The 15,239-nt window shown below is 68.3% G+C and carries 17 protein-coding genes; 10 read left to right on the top strand and 7 right to left on the bottom strand.

Translation table 11 applies throughout. The features are described from left to right. Positions 1-80: 80 nt before the first annotated feature. Genes IF04_RS0108465 through IF04_RS0108455 form a run of 3 tightly spaced genes read right to left on the bottom strand, consistent with a single transcriptional unit; the run spans position 81 to position 2,985 of the window. Positions 81-1,253: an amidohydrolase family protein gene (locus tag IF04_RS0108465; protein ID WP_030253057.1), complete on the bottom strand. Its 1,173-nt coding sequence runs from the start codon at positions 1,251-1,253 to the stop codon at positions 81-83. Then, positions 1,237-2,397 (bottom strand): MAB_1171c family putative transporter, encoded by a 1,161-nt coding sequence (locus tag IF04_RS0108460; RefSeq protein ID WP_245654326.1) that lies wholly within the window; start codon positions 2,395-2,397, stop codon positions 1,237-1,239. Before IF04_RS0108460 ends, IF04_RS0108465 begins: the two co-directional genes overlap by 17 nt. 3 nt (positions 2,398-2,400) lie before the next feature. Further along, entirely contained in the window at positions 2,401-2,985 is a 585-nt protein-coding gene (locus IF04_RS0108455) for a hypothetical protein (protein WP_245654325.1), read from the bottom strand. Positions 2,986-3,588: 603 nt separating this feature from the next. Between IF04_RS0108455 and IF04_RS0108450 the strand changes: the two genes are divergently transcribed. The 5 genes from IF04_RS0108450 to IF04_RS0108430 all read left to right on the top strand — a co-directional run bounded on the left by IF04_RS0108450 (position 3,589) and on the right by IF04_RS0108430 (position 8,453). Further along, positions 3,589-4,002 (top strand): pyridoxamine 5'-phosphate oxidase family protein, encoded by a 414-nt coding sequence (locus tag IF04_RS0108450; RefSeq protein ID WP_030253050.1) that lies wholly within the window; start codon positions 3,589-3,591, stop codon positions 4,000-4,002. Between the two features lie 426 nt (positions 4,003-4,428). After that, positions 4,429-4,737 carry a Mu transposase domain-containing protein gene (locus IF04_RS40345; RefSeq protein WP_425428373.1) on the top strand — a complete coding sequence of 103 codons (309 nt, stop codon included), beginning with the start codon at positions 4,429-4,431 and terminating at the stop codon, positions 4,735-4,737. A 37-nt stretch (positions 4,738-4,774) separates the two neighbouring features. Next, complete coding sequence (locus IF04_RS40340) at positions 4,775-5,161, top strand: SpoIIE family protein phosphatase (RefSeq protein ID WP_078599997.1); 387 nt, start codon at positions 4,775-4,777, stop codon at positions 5,159-5,161. Between the two features lie 372 nt (positions 5,162-5,533). Then, complete coding sequence (locus tag IF04_RS0108435) at positions 5,534-6,640, top strand: RICIN domain-containing protein (protein WP_030253046.1); 1,107 nt, start codon at positions 5,534-5,536, stop codon at positions 6,638-6,640. 34 nt (positions 6,641-6,674) lie between these two features. Beyond that, positions 6,675-8,453 carry a hypothetical protein gene (locus tag IF04_RS0108430; RefSeq protein WP_030253044.1) on the top strand — a complete coding sequence of 593 codons (1,779 nt, stop codon included), beginning with the start codon at positions 6,675-6,677 and terminating at the stop codon, positions 8,451-8,453. Positions 8,454-8,918: 465 nt separating this feature from the next. Here the strand turns inward: IF04_RS0108430 and IF04_RS38615 are convergent, their stop codons facing one another. The 3 genes from IF04_RS38615 to IF04_RS0108415 form a co-directional block, all read right to left on the bottom strand. Further along, positions 8,919-9,080: a hypothetical protein gene (locus IF04_RS38615; RefSeq protein ID WP_157847618.1), complete on the bottom strand. Its 162-nt coding sequence runs from the start codon at positions 9,078-9,080 to the stop codon at positions 8,919-8,921. A gap of 170 nt (positions 9,081-9,250) precedes the next feature. Then, positions 9,251-10,045: a hypothetical protein gene (locus IF04_RS36510; RefSeq protein ID WP_051830876.1), complete on the bottom strand. Its 795-nt coding sequence runs from the start codon at positions 10,043-10,045 to the stop codon at positions 9,251-9,253. Continuing rightward, positions 10,042-10,620 (bottom strand): sigma-70 family RNA polymerase sigma factor, encoded by a 579-nt coding sequence (locus IF04_RS0108415; RefSeq protein ID WP_030253040.1) that lies wholly within the window; start codon positions 10,618-10,620, stop codon positions 10,042-10,044. The genes IF04_RS36510 and IF04_RS0108415 overlap by 4 nt, the downstream gene beginning before the upstream one ends. 496 nt (positions 10,621-11,116) lie before the next feature. Between IF04_RS0108415 and IF04_RS0108405 the strand changes: the two genes are divergently transcribed. The 5 genes from IF04_RS0108405 to IF04_RS0108385 all read left to right on the top strand — a co-directional run bounded on the left by IF04_RS0108405 (position 11,117) and on the right by IF04_RS0108385 (position 13,842). Beyond that, entirely contained in the window at positions 11,117-11,353 is a 237-nt protein-coding gene (locus tag IF04_RS0108405; protein WP_030253038.1) for a hypothetical protein, read from the top strand. A 14-nt stretch (positions 11,354-11,367) separates the two neighbouring features. After that, positions 11,368-11,568 (top strand): LexA family protein, encoded by a 201-nt coding sequence (locus IF04_RS0108400; protein WP_245654324.1) that lies wholly within the window; start codon positions 11,368-11,370, stop codon positions 11,566-11,568. An 88-nt stretch (positions 11,569-11,656) separates the two neighbouring features. Beyond that, complete coding sequence (locus IF04_RS0108395; RefSeq protein WP_157847617.1) at positions 11,657-12,157, top strand: hypothetical protein; 501 nt, start codon at positions 11,657-11,659, stop codon at positions 12,155-12,157. Continuing rightward, positions 12,157-12,735: a hypothetical protein gene (locus IF04_RS0108390; protein ID WP_030253033.1), complete on the top strand. Its 579-nt coding sequence runs from the start codon at positions 12,157-12,159 to the stop codon at positions 12,733-12,735. The genes IF04_RS0108395 and IF04_RS0108390 overlap by 1 nt, the downstream gene beginning before the upstream one ends. A 357-nt stretch (positions 12,736-13,092) precedes the next feature. Continuing rightward, a complete protein-coding gene (locus tag IF04_RS0108385; RefSeq protein ID WP_157847616.1) occupies positions 13,093-13,842 on the top strand; it encodes a carbohydrate-binding module family 14 protein in 750 nt (249 codons plus the stop codon). A gap of 538 nt (positions 13,843-14,380) precedes the next feature. Here the strand turns inward: IF04_RS0108385 and IF04_RS0108380 are convergent. Continuing rightward, entirely contained in the window at positions 14,381-15,232 is an 852-nt protein-coding gene (locus IF04_RS0108380; RefSeq protein ID WP_030253030.1) for an endonuclease/exonuclease/phosphatase family protein, read from the bottom strand. Positions 15,233-15,239 lie beyond the last annotated feature (7 nt).

Below are 15,239 nucleotides of genomic sequence, written 5' to 3'. Positions count from 1 at the left end.
CACGCAACCCAGCGCCCTACGACTGCAAAAGTCGGGCGCCATAGAGACCTGGCGGCACCTACGCGCAACGCCCGCCAGCCCTACTCCTGTTCGTGGATACGGCCGGCGGCGACAACAGCCCGGACCCGCCGCAATGCTTCGAGGTCCTGGAGCGGGTCACCGTCGACGAGGAGAAGGTCAGCGCGGAAGCCGGGGGCGACTCGTCCTGTCACCTCACCGAGTCCGAGCGTCTCGGCAGCCCGGCGGGTCGCCATGTCGAGGATGGTGCTGTTCGGGATGCCGAGGTGGGCGTAGAAGGTCAGCGCGCCGGGCAGGCCGTCGAAGCCGGTGCGCTGGACCCCCGCGTCGGTGCCCGCGATCATGTTGGCTCCGGCCTCGGCCATCTGCCGGATCTGGTCGAACATGAGGTTCGCGCGCTCCTCACCGAAGACCTTCGGCAGCATGCGCCAGTGCGGGCTCACGGTCGTGCTGACCGTGATGTTTCCGTCGATGATGCGCTGGAGGACATCGCGACGGAGGTCGAATCCGTCCTCGGTCATCCACGTGCAGTGTTCGAGGGTGTCGACGCCGACGTCGACGGCTTCGGTGATCGCTTCCGTTCCGTGCGCATGCGCGGCGACGGGCAGTCCGGCGGAGTGGGCCTCCTCGACCAGGGCGTGCAGTTCTTCGCGCGAGAACTGGCTCTGCCAGCTGCGTGGGCCGTCCTTGGTGAGCCCTCCCCCGCTCGTCATGACCTTGATGACGGCGGCACCGGCTTCGGCGTTGCGCCGGACCAGGTCACGGGCCTGCTTTTCACCGGTGACCTCTCCGCCAAGGAAGTAGCAGTGTCCGCCGGGCGGCGTCGCCGGGGTGCCGGCCGCGAGGATGCGCGAGCCAGACAGCCGGCCGGCCTCGACCTCTTCAGCAACCCTAAACGCCAGACCGTTGCGGTCCCCCAGGTCACGCACCGTCGTCACGCCACTGCGCAGCAGCCGCTCAGCCCGATGCCGCATCTGGTCGAGCAGTACCTCGTCACTGTTCTGCAGTGCGGCCACGGGGTCCGGGCTCCCGTCGAAGATGAGATGCACGTGGGCGTCGATGAGGCCGGGCATGACCGTGCCGGCGAACTCGACACGCCGGACGTCAGGTCCTGCTTGCCGGCTGATCTCTTCTCTGGGGCCTACCGCGATGATCTCGTCGCCGTCGGTGAGGACTGCGCCGTCCTCCAGGTACGTGCCGGTGCTCACCAGGATTCGGTCAGCGGTGATCAGCATCGACTGGTTCTCCTCGGTCGGTCGGCTGATGACTGGATGAGCTGAGGGCCTCGGAGATGGCGATCAGCTGACGGACATCGGATTCCTGATCTCGTCCACCAGAGATGGCCAGCGGCATGGCGCGCCGAGGCGCTGGGGCCCCCTGCTCAACGCGGTGCACGGCTCGCCGGAGCCTGTCGGCCAGCTCTTCGGGAGTGAGGTCGAGGAGTCCATCTTCGTCCTCTCCCCCGGCCAGGTAGGGGCTGACGTCAACGAGTCCGTCTCGGCACTCCACCATGCGGCGGTAGTACCGCCGGTGTACGCCTCGCACACGGCGTGCCTCACGAGGGTCATCGGAGCAGGGCATCAGGACGTTGTCGGGATACGCCTCGGCCAGCAGCTGCCACAACGGCGCCAAGCGGCGGTGATCTCGACGGTGCCGGAACCACAAACGCGCAGAGGTAATCCGCGTGCGAACGGCGGGATAGATGATACCGACGACGAACAGCACAATCGCTACAGCGAGGAAGAACGCGACGGCGGCCGTCACCTGCTGCGGCACGATTCCCCCGAGCCAGCGAATGAGGATCATGACACCTCTGACCAGGCAGGCGGCGGCCATCGCACTCAGGCCGACAGCAGCCATCCACAGACCCGTGGAATGTGGTCGGCTCGACTGGCGCGCACAGCGTCGGGTCCACCTCCCTGCGACCGCCAGGGCATACATGAGATACGCACCTGCCAGGCCGTAGAAGAACGCAACCTGGGGGATGGTCATGTCCGCCGTACTGTACGAGCCGGCGAAGACGTCGTGCGGGACGGTCGCTGCGTCGGCGATCAAAAGCGCTGCGACCATCACCACCACGGCCGCTTCCGTACGTGCCCGGCGCCCGCCGGCCTGTTCGTCTGCCGAGTACAGGTAGAAACACATGAGGAAGTAGACCGTGCCCAACAGCAGCACGTTCTGCACGATCTTCCCTGCTCCATGGTCGGCACTCATCGATGCTTCGGAAGCAGCGTTGGGCAAGGCGAAGGGGTAGGAGGCCACTGCGGTCACGAGGCACAGCGTCACCGAGCGAAGGGGCGCATCCTTCGGGTGCCGCGCAAGCTGGTAGAGCTTCCAGACGACGGCCGCGGCCGGAACGAGAAGCAACAGGTGGAACACGCGCTACCGCCAACCGCGCTGGTCGCCAACGACCGACTGCACCCTGCGCAGGGAGGGATCCTCCGCCAACGGGGTGGCGCCTTCCACAGAAGACCACTCCAGCAGGGACGTCGCTGCCGCCTCCACGACGCACTCTTCCTCCGACTCGTACGAGCAGCGCTGGGTCACCCGGCGGATCATCTCGTTCTCGAACACCGGGATCAGCCCCGCCCAGGTCTCAACGGCGTCATCGGGTTCCTCTTCGCCAGCATCATCGGCGACGAGGATGTGTCCCAGCTCATGGAGGATGATGTGGTCCTGGTGCAGCCGTGTCGTCTCGGCCTGGTAGATGATCACGTCACGTCGAGACGTTTCGACCAAGAGGCCCGAGGGGCCGAGTGTCGTCAGCCGCTTCGCTTCCAGCTCAATCGGACGTCCGCGTCGCTCCCCCAGCGCCTGGCACAGGCGGGCCATGTCGAGCGGCGGGTGGATGCCGAGGTCACGGAGTTCGCGACGCATCCGGTGAAGAAGCTCTGCCTCGGCGGTCGGCGGTACCTGCTGCCGGCGACTCCTCCACCAGCGCGACGCCGCACCTCGAAGATGGGCCATGCCACCAGCAAGATCGCGACCACTCGTACCCGATCGCATTCGAGTCCCTTCCGTACCGGCCAAGCAGCTCCTCTCGGGAGCCAGGCGAGCCATCCCCGTCCAACTTGCCACCGCGCATGCACGGCAGACGCGGTCGTCGGGGGTACGTCGGAACGCACCGCTCTGTAGCGGCTTGAACGGGGTCATGGACTCCATCCAACCCCCAGGAGGCGCCTCATGATCACTACCGCGAACAAGCAATGACACCTCACTGGGCACTCCAGTAGGGCGTCGGGCGCCACATGCGGACGATACGTGACGCGTACACGTGATTGAGGCTTGATATCGACGCCTCAGCCCACATCTCGACGCACAGTCCACTCACACAAAAAGCATGAACAGGGCACTTGATCGTTGACCTACATCCATGCGCTGGCGTTTCAGGTGCCCGCCATGTTCATTTCAGCCGCAGCCCTCACTTGAGGATCGTTACCAATCCGAGACTTTTGAGTATTAGTGCCGATCATCGGACTCCCGGACGCCCCATATGCACCTCGAAAGGTGATCTGTGCGCGTGGTCACTCTCGGCCGGATCGAGCAAAAGCAAGAGCTACCGTTTCAGCCATGTCCAAGGTGCTCCACGACCAAGGCAATGACTACCTCAAGTTCTGGAACGAATACCATCTGTGCACGCTGACGACGATCAGGCCGGACGGACGGCCACACGTTGTACCAGTGGGCGTCACGCTCGACGCCGATACGGGGGTCGCGCGAGTTATCACTCGCAAAGGAAGTAAGAAAGTTGCCAACATCCAGGCTGCACAGCCCAGCGGGGCGCGTGTGGCCCTCTGCCAGGTAGACGGGGGCCGCTGGGCGACCCTGGAGGGAACAGCGGAAATCCTCACCGACCCCGACGCCGTGGACGATGCCGTTCAGCGGTACGGCGCGCGGTACGGGCGCACACCGGTCCCGGATCCGGAGCGCGTCGTGATCAACGTCGCGATCGAGCGTGCGATGGGCCGAGCGACGTTGCCGTAGCGGTGCGCCGATCGTCCCCATTTCCGGCTGGTGAGTCCGTCTTCGTGCCAGAGAGAGCCCGTACAGGTGGCATGCCAGCGCCCCGTACCGGGCACCGCCGGTACCTTCCTGGGCGGATGCGACCGGCTTCTCACGCGAGGTTGCGCTGAGTTCCTCCCATGCCCCGGAGCCTCGCGCCGGGCTCCGGGGCACTTGTCCAGCAGCGCGACCCCGCGGCATTGTCGTGCACGCAGACGGTCAGCACCACCACCGCGATCACCAACCCGAGGACATCAACCGCCAGCCTCCGCCTGTGACCTGAGACCTTCTTCTTTGCCTCCCGTCCGGTCCTCTCCGCGGGTAGCGGTCACCGGACAGACTCGCTGCTGAGGCAGGCCCGGCGCTTGTCGCGCCTACGCGGCTCACCGGCAGGACGACGCACACCGCATCGATGCCCGGTCCAAGACGGTCGCCGAGTGCTTCGCGCTCGAGCAGCCGCTGCTGCTGCCGCTGCCTGAGGAGCCGTTCGAGACGGGTCGGCTGTTCACCCCGAGGGTGGACCGGTACGGCCAGATCCCGGTCCGCACCAACCGCTACTCGGTGCCGATCCGGCTGATCGGCAGGCGGGTGCGGGTCGTCCTGCACGCTTCTCACCTGGTGGTTTACGACCAGAATGTGGAAGTGGCCCGGCGCGAGAGGCCCTCGATGCCCGCCGGGGCCCGCACCTGCACGCTGAGGACTTCATCACCCTGCTGATCGCCGACTTCCACCCCAGCGAAGTCCGCCTGGCCAACTGTGGCCACCCCCATCCCTGAGCATCACCCGCCGCAGCCTTGACCCGCTCACCCCACGCCGTCCCTCCCCGCCTCTGGGGCTGGGCCCCGGCCCCTGCGTCCAGCGCCACCGCCTCCTACCCGACCAGCGCCTGCTGCTGTACAGCGACGGCCTCACCGAGGCCCGGGACGCCCACGGCACCTTGTTTCCCCTCGACTCCCACGCCCGCGCCGCGCTCATGGCCCCCACCCTCGACCAGGCCCTCGACGTCCTCTTGGCCCTGCACCACCAGCACCCCCGGCACGCCGCCGCGGCAGCCGACGATCTCACCCTGGTCCTGGCCCAGCTCGCCTCCGCTGCCCGGGCAGCGCAGCCGTCGGCGACGAGCTCTCTCGGCGGAGCCTGAGGATGTCTTCGGGTGGATGTAGTCGAAATCGCCCATGGCGGAGTCGAGGAAGGCGTCGACGGCGGTGCGGTGTCGAGGCGGACCTGCCATTCGCGGACGGCGGACCATGTGGCGTCATGCCGAGAGGCCGCCGCGTGCTCTTCAGTGTCCTGGCCCACGGCAGCCGGACGATTGGCCGACAAGGGCACCGGGGCGGCGGCCGTCTTGGCCGACGCCAGTTGTGTTCCGGCTTGTCCGTGGCGGTGCTGTCGTTCGGTGGCCCCGGAGGGGCAGCCTCCGCTGACGTGAACCGCCACCGGCACAGACCCATCGCCTTTACACGCACACCGACCCTAAGAGGTACTGGGCGGGATAAATACCTAAGGAGGGTATATGAGCGACCTGATCGAAGGCGGCCAGTACCTGATCAAAAACAGGAAGACCGGGCAGTACCTGACCGGGAAGCCCAATCCGGACCGCGCCGAGCACGGGACCGTCGAACTGCAGCCCCTGCGGGAAGGGGAGGCGCGTCGAACGCAGCTGTGGGAGTTACGGCAGGGCAACGCCCAGGGACGTTTCATGCTGCGCAACATGGAGCGGCGGCAGACATACCTGCACCCCGCCGGGCACAGCGGTGACGCCAGCACCCTGCTGGAGGAGTTCGTCTACGAGCCCGACCATGCCGACAGCTACATGTGGGAGGTCCTCAACGAGACCACCCCGGACGGTGAGGTCTGGAAGCTGAAGTGTGTGGTCGGCGGGCGCTGGCTCAACGTCGTGGGCCACAGTCACGATGCAGGTGCCCAGGCGGAGGTGTACGACGACGACTCGGAGACCCACGCGTACCGACAGTGGATGTTGGAACGAGTCCCCTCGACGAAGGCCGGGACCGGGGTTGAGCTGCCGCTGGCGTTCTCCGTACCCGAAGAGTTCCTCTCCCTCGACTTTGCGGCGTCCGCGGAGGAGAACACCAACCTGCTGCTCGCACGACTCGGCACGTTGGAGCGCACGCCGTCGCAGGAGGAGCTCGCCCACGCCGTGCTGGCGCAGCAGACGATGTACGAGATGCTGACCGCGGCCGGCGCCGTCTACGCAGGTGTTCTGCTGGCGAAGCCACCGGCTGGCGCCCCGCCGGAGAAGCAGCATCTGAGCTCGCTGATCCTGTCGGTCATCGCCCGGCCCAGTGAGCTGGCCAACGAACACACCGTCACGCGTCTGGCGCGCACTCTGGGCGCGATCCATCCCGAGGCAGAGGTCGGTGTCTCCCGGCTGCCTTCGGGGCCCGTAGTGCTGCTGACCCAGGACAGCAAGGTCGAGAAACCGGTCAACCTCCTGGCGAATGACGACCAACCCACCGTGGTGCGCCAGTTGCATGTCTTCGTGCCGATCCCGGGCCGGCTGGCGATGGCGGACTTCTCCATCGCCACCGAAAACCTCGCCGAGTGGGACCACTGCGTCGACATCCTGGCCGGCGTCTGCAGCACCATCGCCTTCACCTGACGCCGCCTGCCGCCACGGACCAAAGGACCTTGTCATGACGAAGCCGCTGTACACACCCGAAAGCGAAGCCGACACCCAGCTGGACCACCTCGGCTACAACGCCTCCGTGCACGACCTGCTCGTGCAGGCCGCACACAAGGAGCTCAACCGGTTCCTCGAAAATGAAGGCGAAGCAGTGCAGATGTGGGGCTGGAACTCCCGCTCCCTGCACGCCACGGACCGGTACCGCATCGCCCAGCTCCTGCGCTCCTTCATCTACCAGGAACAGCGCATCGTCGCCGCGCTGCACTGGCTGGACGAGCAATACCGCGCCTACGCCGACTCCTCCCCCCAGGCCCGCGCGAACGCCAAGGCGTTCATCGACTCCCTCAATCAGGGCGCCGCCCGCCGCGCGATCGATCACGTAGTTGGCGGCTTGCCGGAGGCAGCAGCCGCCGAGCTCACGGACGACAAACGTGACCGGGCGGCCAAGGACGTAGTGGCCAAGTGGCAACAGGAGGCGCCGAAGGCCGACGCTCACGTCTCCTCGGCAGACACGAATCCGCTGGAGGCCTTTCGGCCTTCGCGCCGGGTCGCCCCCGGGCAGAGCGTGCTGGAGCAGAGCACGATGCTCGTGGGCGGGGTTCTCGTGGACCATCTCGGGCCCGCCCTCGCCCAGACCGTCGGGGCCTTCCTTGGGAGTGTCCTTGGAGACAGCCGGTTCCGCGTCGTGCGCGAGAGTCCGTTCACGGACAAGTATCTGCCGCCCCCCTTCCGACGCCTCCACGCCGTGCGCAGCGTCGTGGACTTCCACGACCCCGAGATCTCTCACGATCTCGGCCCCCGTGGCTTCGCGTATGCCTCCGCCCCTACGGACGCGGAGGGGAACAAGAGGCCCAAGGACACGTCGTTCCAGGCGTCCGGCTTCGACATGGAGCTTTGGCGGCTGAAGGACCACGGCTACCCCAGGACACGCATTCCTGACGGGCTGCTGTATGACCTGGTGGACAGCGTCCTGGCCGTGCAGGCGGAATACCAGCTCCAATGTGTCTTCGTGGACCGGGAACTTGCCAACATCATCGACAGCCGGGGCAAGGAGGAGCAGTGGCTGTATCAGAAGACCGCGGAATGGGCCGTGGAGCGTGCCAGGGCTGAAATGGAGGCGAAGGAGAAGAGCAGCGCCTTCTGGGGCTACGTGGGGGACATCCTCGGACTGGTGAGCGCCGCCGCCGGCGTCCTGGCGCTCATCCCGATCTTCACGCCGCTCATGGCCCCCGTCGCCATCGTCACCGCTGTCGCCTCGATGGGCGCGCACGCGGCAGCTGTCTCCATCGCGGGCAACTGGGACGACCCGGCCGCGATCGCTGGTCTCGCAGCGGACACGCTCGCTGCCATCCCGGCCGTCGGCGCCGTGGCCAAAGGCGCCAGGGCTGCCTGGGCCGCGGCCCGCATGAACAAGGTCGCCAACGTCATCGTCAACCAAGGCGGGCGGGCCTTCGCCGGGGCGATCGCCGGCAAGGGCGCCTCCGATGCCTCACACATCTTCGACTACATCGGCCAGAAGGGCGCCCAGGTCGTCAAAGGCACCGTCAGCCAGGGCCAGATCGCCGGGAAGGTGCTGCAGGGATCGGTCAGCCTTGCCACCCAGGTGCCCCTCGTCATCGAGCTCTCCACCAAGACCGCCGTGGACCAGCAGGCAAAGGACGCAGCCACTGGCACAGCACTGACCGCCAATATCGGCAACACCGTCGGCGGATGGGACGTGGTAGGTGCCCTCGCGAAGAAGCCCAACATCAGCCTCGAACGCTTCAGCCGTTTCTTCAGCCACCGGTAGACGTCCCGGAACCGGTACCACCTGTAAGAGCGGGCTCCACCGGCCGCCGGGCCCGAGCAACCCGGCGGCCGTATGGCGCGACACGCTATGAGTCCGACGCCGGGCATACGAGTGCTGGCCGCAGGCATCGACTGGGTAATCCTTGCCCGCCATTGCGTCGATGAGGTGCAGCTGTGGGGCGAGGAGCACCGGCGGCTGGCGTACTGGGCAGGGAACGAGAAGAAGGAACAGGCCAACCCGCCCAGGTGCCCATCTGCGCCAACAGCGGCGACAGCGCCGCGCCCTCCAGGCGGAGCGTACCCGTACGTCCCGCCCCGGCCCTGCGAAGCGGTCCGGCGTGAATCCGCTGTCGTCCCGGGCCGCTCGGCCGAAGCCCGCTGCCGCAGGCGAGCGCCTCCCGGCCGTGAAGCGCGCCCGCAGACCGGCCGGCCTGGAGGGCGGGCTGGGAGCGGTACGGCGGTGGTGTCAGTCCTGGGCGTGTTCGTACTGGACGTGCTGCTGCCCGCAGCCGGCAGCCACGTCCTGGAGGCTCTTCACCTGCGTACGGTCGGCGGTGAGCTCCCAGCGGAGTTTGGTGCCCACCCAGTCGGCGAGGTAGGTGCAGCGGGCGTCGGCCGAGGGCGGCATCCACAATGGAAGTTCTTACGCGGCCTCGGACCGCAGCCCGAGGCGTCCGGCGTCGAAACCACCCGCGCGTAGGACGTGCTCGAGGCAGGCGGGCGGGATGCGCGCTCTTGCGCCGCGGTGTCGGGAGCCCGTCCGGGGCCGGCAGGGTGCCTGGCCCCGGACGGTCGTTCCTACGGGGTGGTGGCGTCTTCGAGTTCGGCGGCCAGGTCCGGGTCGGGCTTGGGGATGGCCCCGAAGTCTTCGTCGGAGTCGGTCTCCAGACGGAGTACGGCGTCGGTGAGGGAGGTGCTGAAGACCCACCATCTGGCTTCGTAGGCGCGGTGTTGTCGGGTGCAGCGCTTGACTTCGACGAGGACGTCGACCTGCCCGGCGGTGATGAAGAGGTCCGGGGCGGGGGCGAGCAGGGTGGGGCGTTCGGTGAGCATCGGGTCGGTCTCTTTGTCGTAGAGGGCTTGGGCCTGGTGGTGCCAGTACAGGGCGGATTCGGGCTCGGCGAGCTGCAGGTGGTGCAGGTACAGGCAGCGGGCGGCAGTGGCGGAGTCGGCGCCGGCGGCGAACTGCCACCAGAACTGGGCGGCTTCGTGGCGGTCGGCGAGGTAGAGCAGGCAGGCGAAGGCGAGCGCGCCGGCCGGCTCGATGCGGGCCGGGTCATCGACGAGCAGGGCCATCGCGGCGGTGGCCGCCGGGTTGCGGACCACGCGGGAGGAGAGCGAGCCGAGGTGGGCGGCGGCGCGGGCGTGCAGGGCGGCCATTGCGGTGCTGGGTGCTTCGCGGTCCTCCGGGCGGGCGTGGGAGTGCCGGGCCCGGTGGGCGCGGTGCTCGAGGGCGGCGGCCTTGCGCCAGACCACGCGGTGGGCGATGCGGTTCAGCGCGGCCTGCGCGTCGTAGTCGTCGTATTCTCCGGCCAGCACCTCGGCCTGGGCGAGGGCCCGGTCGATGGCGGGCAGATTGTTCTTCCGGCTCATACCTTTTCCTCCTCGGTCGGTTCCCAGTCGAATCCCAGGTAGCGGGCGAGGCGGCGACGCGCTCCGTGGATGTGCGAACGGACGGTGGCGGGGGAGATGCCCATGATGTGGGCGACTTCTTTGGGTGGGTAGCCGAGTACGAAGCGCAGCACGATGACGTCGTAGTGGCGTTCGGGCAGTCGGGCGATCGCCGTGTACAGGCCGAGGTTCGATTCGAGTGCGTTCAGGCGGATTCGGGAGGCGTCGCGGATCGCGGCGAAGGCGGCGGTGGCGACGAAGGGGACTTCGCGCCCTTTGGCGGCCAGGCGCCGGTCGATGACCTCCTTGAGGGTGGCCATCGCGTACGCCTCCACGCTGGGCTGGCGCAGTACCTCATTCCAGGTGTCGGCGAGTTCGGCGAATGCCTCCTCCACGACGGCCTCGGCTGCTGTGCGGTCGGCCAGCTGCAGGTGGGCGAAGCGCAGGTACGCCTTGTGGTGCAGCATGAAGAATGCCGTGAAGTCCAGCGGGAGCACGGCGGAGAAGCGGTCGCTGTTGGCAGCGGAGTCGCCCCAGGGGTCGGTCTGGTCGGTCACTTGGAGCCCTCCCCCGGCTGCCGGTGCTTCACCTTGCGGGCGCGGTCGTGCTGCTGGGCGGCGAGGTAGGCGGCTCCGATGCGCACGCTGGCTCCCAGCAGGCGCCGTCCTGCCGTGCACGCATCGGCTGCGATCACCCTCGCCGTGACTGCCCACGTCATCGCGTGAGCGGCCATTTCAAGATCCACGTTTGGTGTCCCTCCAGGACGCTGGAGAGTGCCCACCCCCGTTGGCACCCAAGGCCGTTGTAGCCCTCGCTCATCAGCCAATCGGAAAGGGCGGCCGAATGTTCACGCGCATCTGCAAAATCTTTCGGAACTGGCACATCCACTATCCATAAGCCTTCCGAGCGCCACAGGAGCCTCACGCGTCACATATGCAACCGGCGCACGCGTCTGGTCGCGCGCCGCTGGTCCGCGCTTCGCGCCGGTCCGCATCCGGCGGCGCGCCGCGTCGGCACGTGCACGAGAAATCGAATACGTGATCTAATTCGGCCATGGCGCGAACCACCTCCTTCCCCCAGGACCTGATCGAGGCACAGCACGAGTGGAACCGCACCTACGAGGCGCTCGCCGCGCGGCCGCCGCACACCACGGCGCTGCGCCGCCGCCTGCAGCTGCTCTCCGCCCGTATCGCCGGCCATCCGTTCTGGACGGCGACCACGCGGCGCTCCGCGGCCACCCGCGCGGAGCTGCGCCGCCAGACCCGCGCCCGCGAAGAGCGGGAGGCGTAGCGGTGCGGGAGGGCTTGAGCGAGCGGCAGGAACGGGTGCTGGCGTGCGTGCGGGAGTGGATCGCTGAACACGGTGAAGCGCCGACGGTCCGCGAAGTCGGCCAGCAGGTCGGACTGTCGAGTCCGTCCTCGGTGCACTACCAACTGCGGCAGCTGGAACACCGCGGGATTCTCAGACGTACGGAGCGGCGCTGGCGCGCCTACCAGCTGCGGTGAACGCTCGCAGGACTCGTGCCTGTCGCCAGCGGTTGGCCTCGCGAGACCTCCCTCAACGTCGCTGGGTGGGATGCGAGAGGGTATGGCCATGACGACACTGCGGCCCCGTACGACATGGGAGCACTGCGTGAGCATGGCCGACCTGCTGCGGCAGTGGGCCGCTCAAGACGATCCGACGCTGACCTCCGAACCCGAGCGCACCCAGGCGACCGTGCTGCTGGCCGCCGTCCTGCACGACCGGGCCCAGCAGGCCGGCCTGGAGGGCCCGGCGGTCACCAAACTGCCGCTCGTCGACGTCGCCGACGGGCTGCAGTACGTGGTCTCAGCCTTGCAGGCATGCCCGGCCCCGGCCGACACCGGAGGACGCGAGCGCGACGACCTGCTCGAGCGGTACGGCGACGCTGACGTCGAGGTGCTCCTCAGCCGCGTACGGCAGGCGGTGCAGCGGCATCGCGAGGACGCTGGCGTCGACGAGACGCTGCTCGCCGATCGCCTCCCGGCGCTGTGCGAGCGCATACCGGCTCTGCAGGCCGCCGCCCGGCGTCGGCAGGAGACGCTCACCTCGCTCTTCCCCGAGGAGCCGAGCTGATGGCAGACGATTTCGCACACGCCGCCAACGAGTTGCTGGCCGACTACCGCGCCGGTACCTGGCGGCCGGATGCGCAGGAGCAGACCGCCGTCGAGCACCTGGCGGTCGGCCCGCTGGAGCTGCTGCGCGTACGCCGGGCCCTGCTGATGACCGGCATGAGCGGGCGGCTCGCCGACGTCCTGGCCGCCGCCGATGCACTGCTCGACACCCCGCAGCTGGCTGCCGGAGACGCCGGCGCGGCCGCGCTGAAGGAACTGACGGAGCTGCTGGCCGCGCTCGCTGCCGACGAGGCCGGGGCCGGCGTCGAGCCGACCGTCCGCGCGATCGAAGTCGCCGGCACTGTGTGGTTCTTCATGACCAGCGGCAGCCGGCTGCCGCTGGTGTGCCGCACCTGCGGGGCGCGTACCGGCGGGGTGCTCACCGCCCGGCACGAGGACGCCACGTACGAGTGCGCCGAGGGCCATCTCACCCGCGACCCGCGGCTGACCGCCGCCGAGCTGCGGCAGGCCATCCGCACCACCGCCCCCCGCCTCGCGCGAATCGACGGCGACTTCTACATCTCCGTCGACCTGCGCTGAGACGCTGGGCGACACCTTCTCAAAGGCTGCGCCGGGCCTTTCCGATCACGCTCCCTGATGTTTGAACGCTGCCGTTCACCGGTGGGAGTGACGCGGTATCGGTCGCTTACAAGCTGAGCGGGCTGACGGTGTGACGGCCGCTGACCAAGGCGCTGGTACGCAAGTTTTCTCAGAAACTCCCTTGGCCGTGGCTCATTCGCTGCTCGGAGTTTTCGCTTCCCGCTGGAGCCCCATCTGCTGCCGATTGGATGGATGGGCCCCGACTGCTTCGGACGGCCAGCGACCCCGTCCCGGGACAGCGGCGCACCCGCCCCTGAGCGTTGGCGGGCCCGACCTGACCAAGGAGAGAGGTTCCCTGTGCACAGCAACAGTGGGTTCTTAATCACTGGACGGTTCCGCGGGGGGCCGGCCCGGCGGCTGTGGGCGGTAGCGGTGATGCTGGTGCTCCTGGCCAGCGTGCTGGCCCCGGTCTCCGCGCAGGCTGTCCCAGCCCGCGCCGCCCTCGCCCAAGAGGACTTCGACTGTCCGGCTTCCGACGGGACATTCGAGCACGAGGATCTCAGCAAGTTCTGGCACTGCAGCAACCACTACGCGTACGAGAAGGATTGCGCCCTCGCGAACCCGCCGCTGGTATTCGTCGCCGACGAGCGGGGCGCGCCGTTTGAGGGGCGCTGCGAGTGGCCCTCGGAGGCTCCCGACCCCATCGAGATCAAGGGGGTCTCGCTCCGGCTCTCTGCACCGCGCGGGGTGGCTGTCGGAGGGCGTATCACCTACACGCTGAGCGTTGCAGCCCGCCAGGACAACGGAGCGGGATCGGTCTCAGCGATCATCAACCTCCCACGGAGCCTCAGCTTCACCAGTGGGACCGGCTGTGACGTGCGGACAGCAGCGGGCACAAGGAACAAAATCATCAACTGCGTGGTGCGCTACACCGGCACCCGCACAGCCACCGCCCGGTTCACCGCCACCACCAACAACCTGCTCGCACTCGGGCCTCTCACCACCACCGCGCGCTACGGCAGCGCCGTCCCCCGCGTCACCGACGGTCACAGCATCCGATCCTCGGCCAACTGCCAAGTCAGTACGGGCCTCGTCGTCACCTGCTGACCAAAGAACACCAGCCGCCACATCCCCTTGAGGTTCGAAGGATTCCCTACCGTGCGGACACGGTGTGACGTGCGCGCATGTGGGAACCCAACACGGGCCGCACAGCCAGGGGAGCCGTGGTCGCGCCTAGGTGCGCGGCAGCCTCAGACAACGTTGAGGGGACCGGCACGGCCGGCCCCTCTGGCGATCCTGGCGCTCATACAGGGCACGGCCGAGGCGAGCGCGGACCTGGGAACAGCGCACGGTGCCCCACCAGCGGTACGGACAGCGCCGCTCAGTCTCGGCGAGGAGGTAGTCCGCGAGCGTGCGAGGCTCATCGTCCGGCAGACGGGCGGCCGCACGCAGCGCTTCGTGCTCCTGCCCAGGCGTTGGAGTGTGGGTCGTTCAATTAGTTGGTGGATCAGGCGAGACGGCTGGTCAGAGACTATGTGCGCGAGCCCGCGCACGCGGAAGCGATGATGAACACCGCCGTCATCGCCCTCATGGCCCGCAGCCTGGTCCGGCCTCGCCGCTGCATTCGACGCAACTTTGCGCCCGTTCACACGTACTCCCACACGTCGTCGGTTGCTGCCCGCGACAGGTCCAGCCGAGTCCAAAGCCCAGGGTGATCGGACGCACCGTGGTCCAGCACTCCGTAGTCGATGATGCACGGTGCGAGCGCGCCGGAAACCCAGATCTGATCGATGCGCAGGCCGCCCGCCGTTGGCGCGATCAGGGCCTCGTCCCCGGTCGCCTGGTGGAGGTGTCGGGCGACGTCCACGAACCCGTTGTCAGCCAGGACCTGGGCCACGGACCGGTCAGCTCGGGGTGGCTCGCCGTTGACGGAGGGCAGGAGCCGGGAGCCGCGGTTGTAGGGCCGCATCATGGTCAGGTCGGGCTCGGGACCGTCCTGCGGGGCGAAGTTCACATCCCCGCCGAGGATGGCGTAGCCACCGCCCGCGCGGTGTACGCGCGAGGCCACGAAGTTGGCCTCCTGCTTGGCCTTCGTCGCGTCGTACGGCGTGAAGTGCACGCTGCCGGCGCACAGCAGGGCAGGCAGAGCGGTCGGCAGGGACCAGCCGACCGTCGTGTAGCCGTGGTGCGTCTCGTCGAGACTGAAGTCGCTGTTGACGTACTGGCGGCGGCCCAGTGTCTCCCGCCGGTACAGCAGGGCCGGCCCAAGCCCCGTGCGGCTCGGGCTGAGGATGCCGTCCATGTCCAAGTCGGTCTCGGCCCGGACCAGTTGCCGGGCCGCATCGGCGCTCCAGCCCTCTGCCTCCTGTATCAGGACGATGTCCGGCGAGACGGAGGTCAGCGCCTCCGCGATGACGGGCCACCGGTCCTGCGGGTCGCCGTTTCCGCTCCGTATCCCGCCTCGGGAGACGTTCTGTGAGGCGACCACGATCTCCATCGCGCGC

This window comes from Streptomyces violens (assembly GCF_000717745.1).
GTDB lineage: Bacteria > Actinomycetota > Actinomycetes > Streptomycetales > Streptomycetaceae > Streptomyces > Streptomyces violens.
The sequence above is the reverse complement of the archived record's forward strand: the minus strand, read 5'-3'. Positions and strand labels throughout refer to the sequence as shown.

Coding starts and splice junctions, on each gene's coding strand:
- IF04_RS0108465 (WP_030253057.1), bottom strand. CDS start 1,253: ATGCTGATCACCGCTGACCGAATCCTGGTGAGCACCGGCACGTACCTG.
- IF04_RS0108455 (WP_245654325.1), bottom strand. CDS start 2,985: ATGGCCCATCTTCGAGGTGCGGCGTCGCGCTGGTGGAGGAGTCGCCGG.
- IF04_RS0108450 (WP_030253050.1), top strand. CDS start 3,589: ATGTCCAAGGTGCTCCACGACCAAGGCAATGACTACCTCAAGTTCTGG.
- IF04_RS0108435 (WP_030253046.1), top strand. CDS start 5,534: ATGAGCGACCTGATCGAAGGCGGCCAGTACCTGATCAAAAACAGGAAG.
- IF04_RS0108430 (WP_030253044.1), top strand. CDS start 6,675: ATGACGAAGCCGCTGTACACACCCGAAAGCGAAGCCGACACCCAGCTG.
- IF04_RS38615 (WP_157847618.1), bottom strand. CDS start 9,080: ATGCCGCCCTCGGCCGACGCCCGCTGCACCTACCTCGCCGACTGGGTG.
- IF04_RS36510 (WP_051830876.1), bottom strand. CDS start 10,045: ATGAGCCGGAAGAACAATCTGCCCGCCATCGACCGGGCCCTCGCCCAG.
- IF04_RS0108405 (WP_030253038.1), top strand. CDS start 11,117: ATGGCGCGAACCACCTCCTTCCCCCAGGACCTGATCGAGGCACAGCAC.
- IF04_RS0108395 (WP_157847617.1), top strand. CDS start 11,657: ATGACGACACTGCGGCCCCGTACGACATGGGAGCACTGCGTGAGCATG.
- IF04_RS0108390 (WP_030253033.1), top strand. CDS start 12,157: ATGGCAGACGATTTCGCACACGCCGCCAACGAGTTGCTGGCCGACTAC.
- IF04_RS0108380 (WP_030253030.1), bottom strand. CDS start 15,232: ATGGAGATCGTGGTCGCCTCACAGAACGTCTCCCGAGGCGGGATACGG.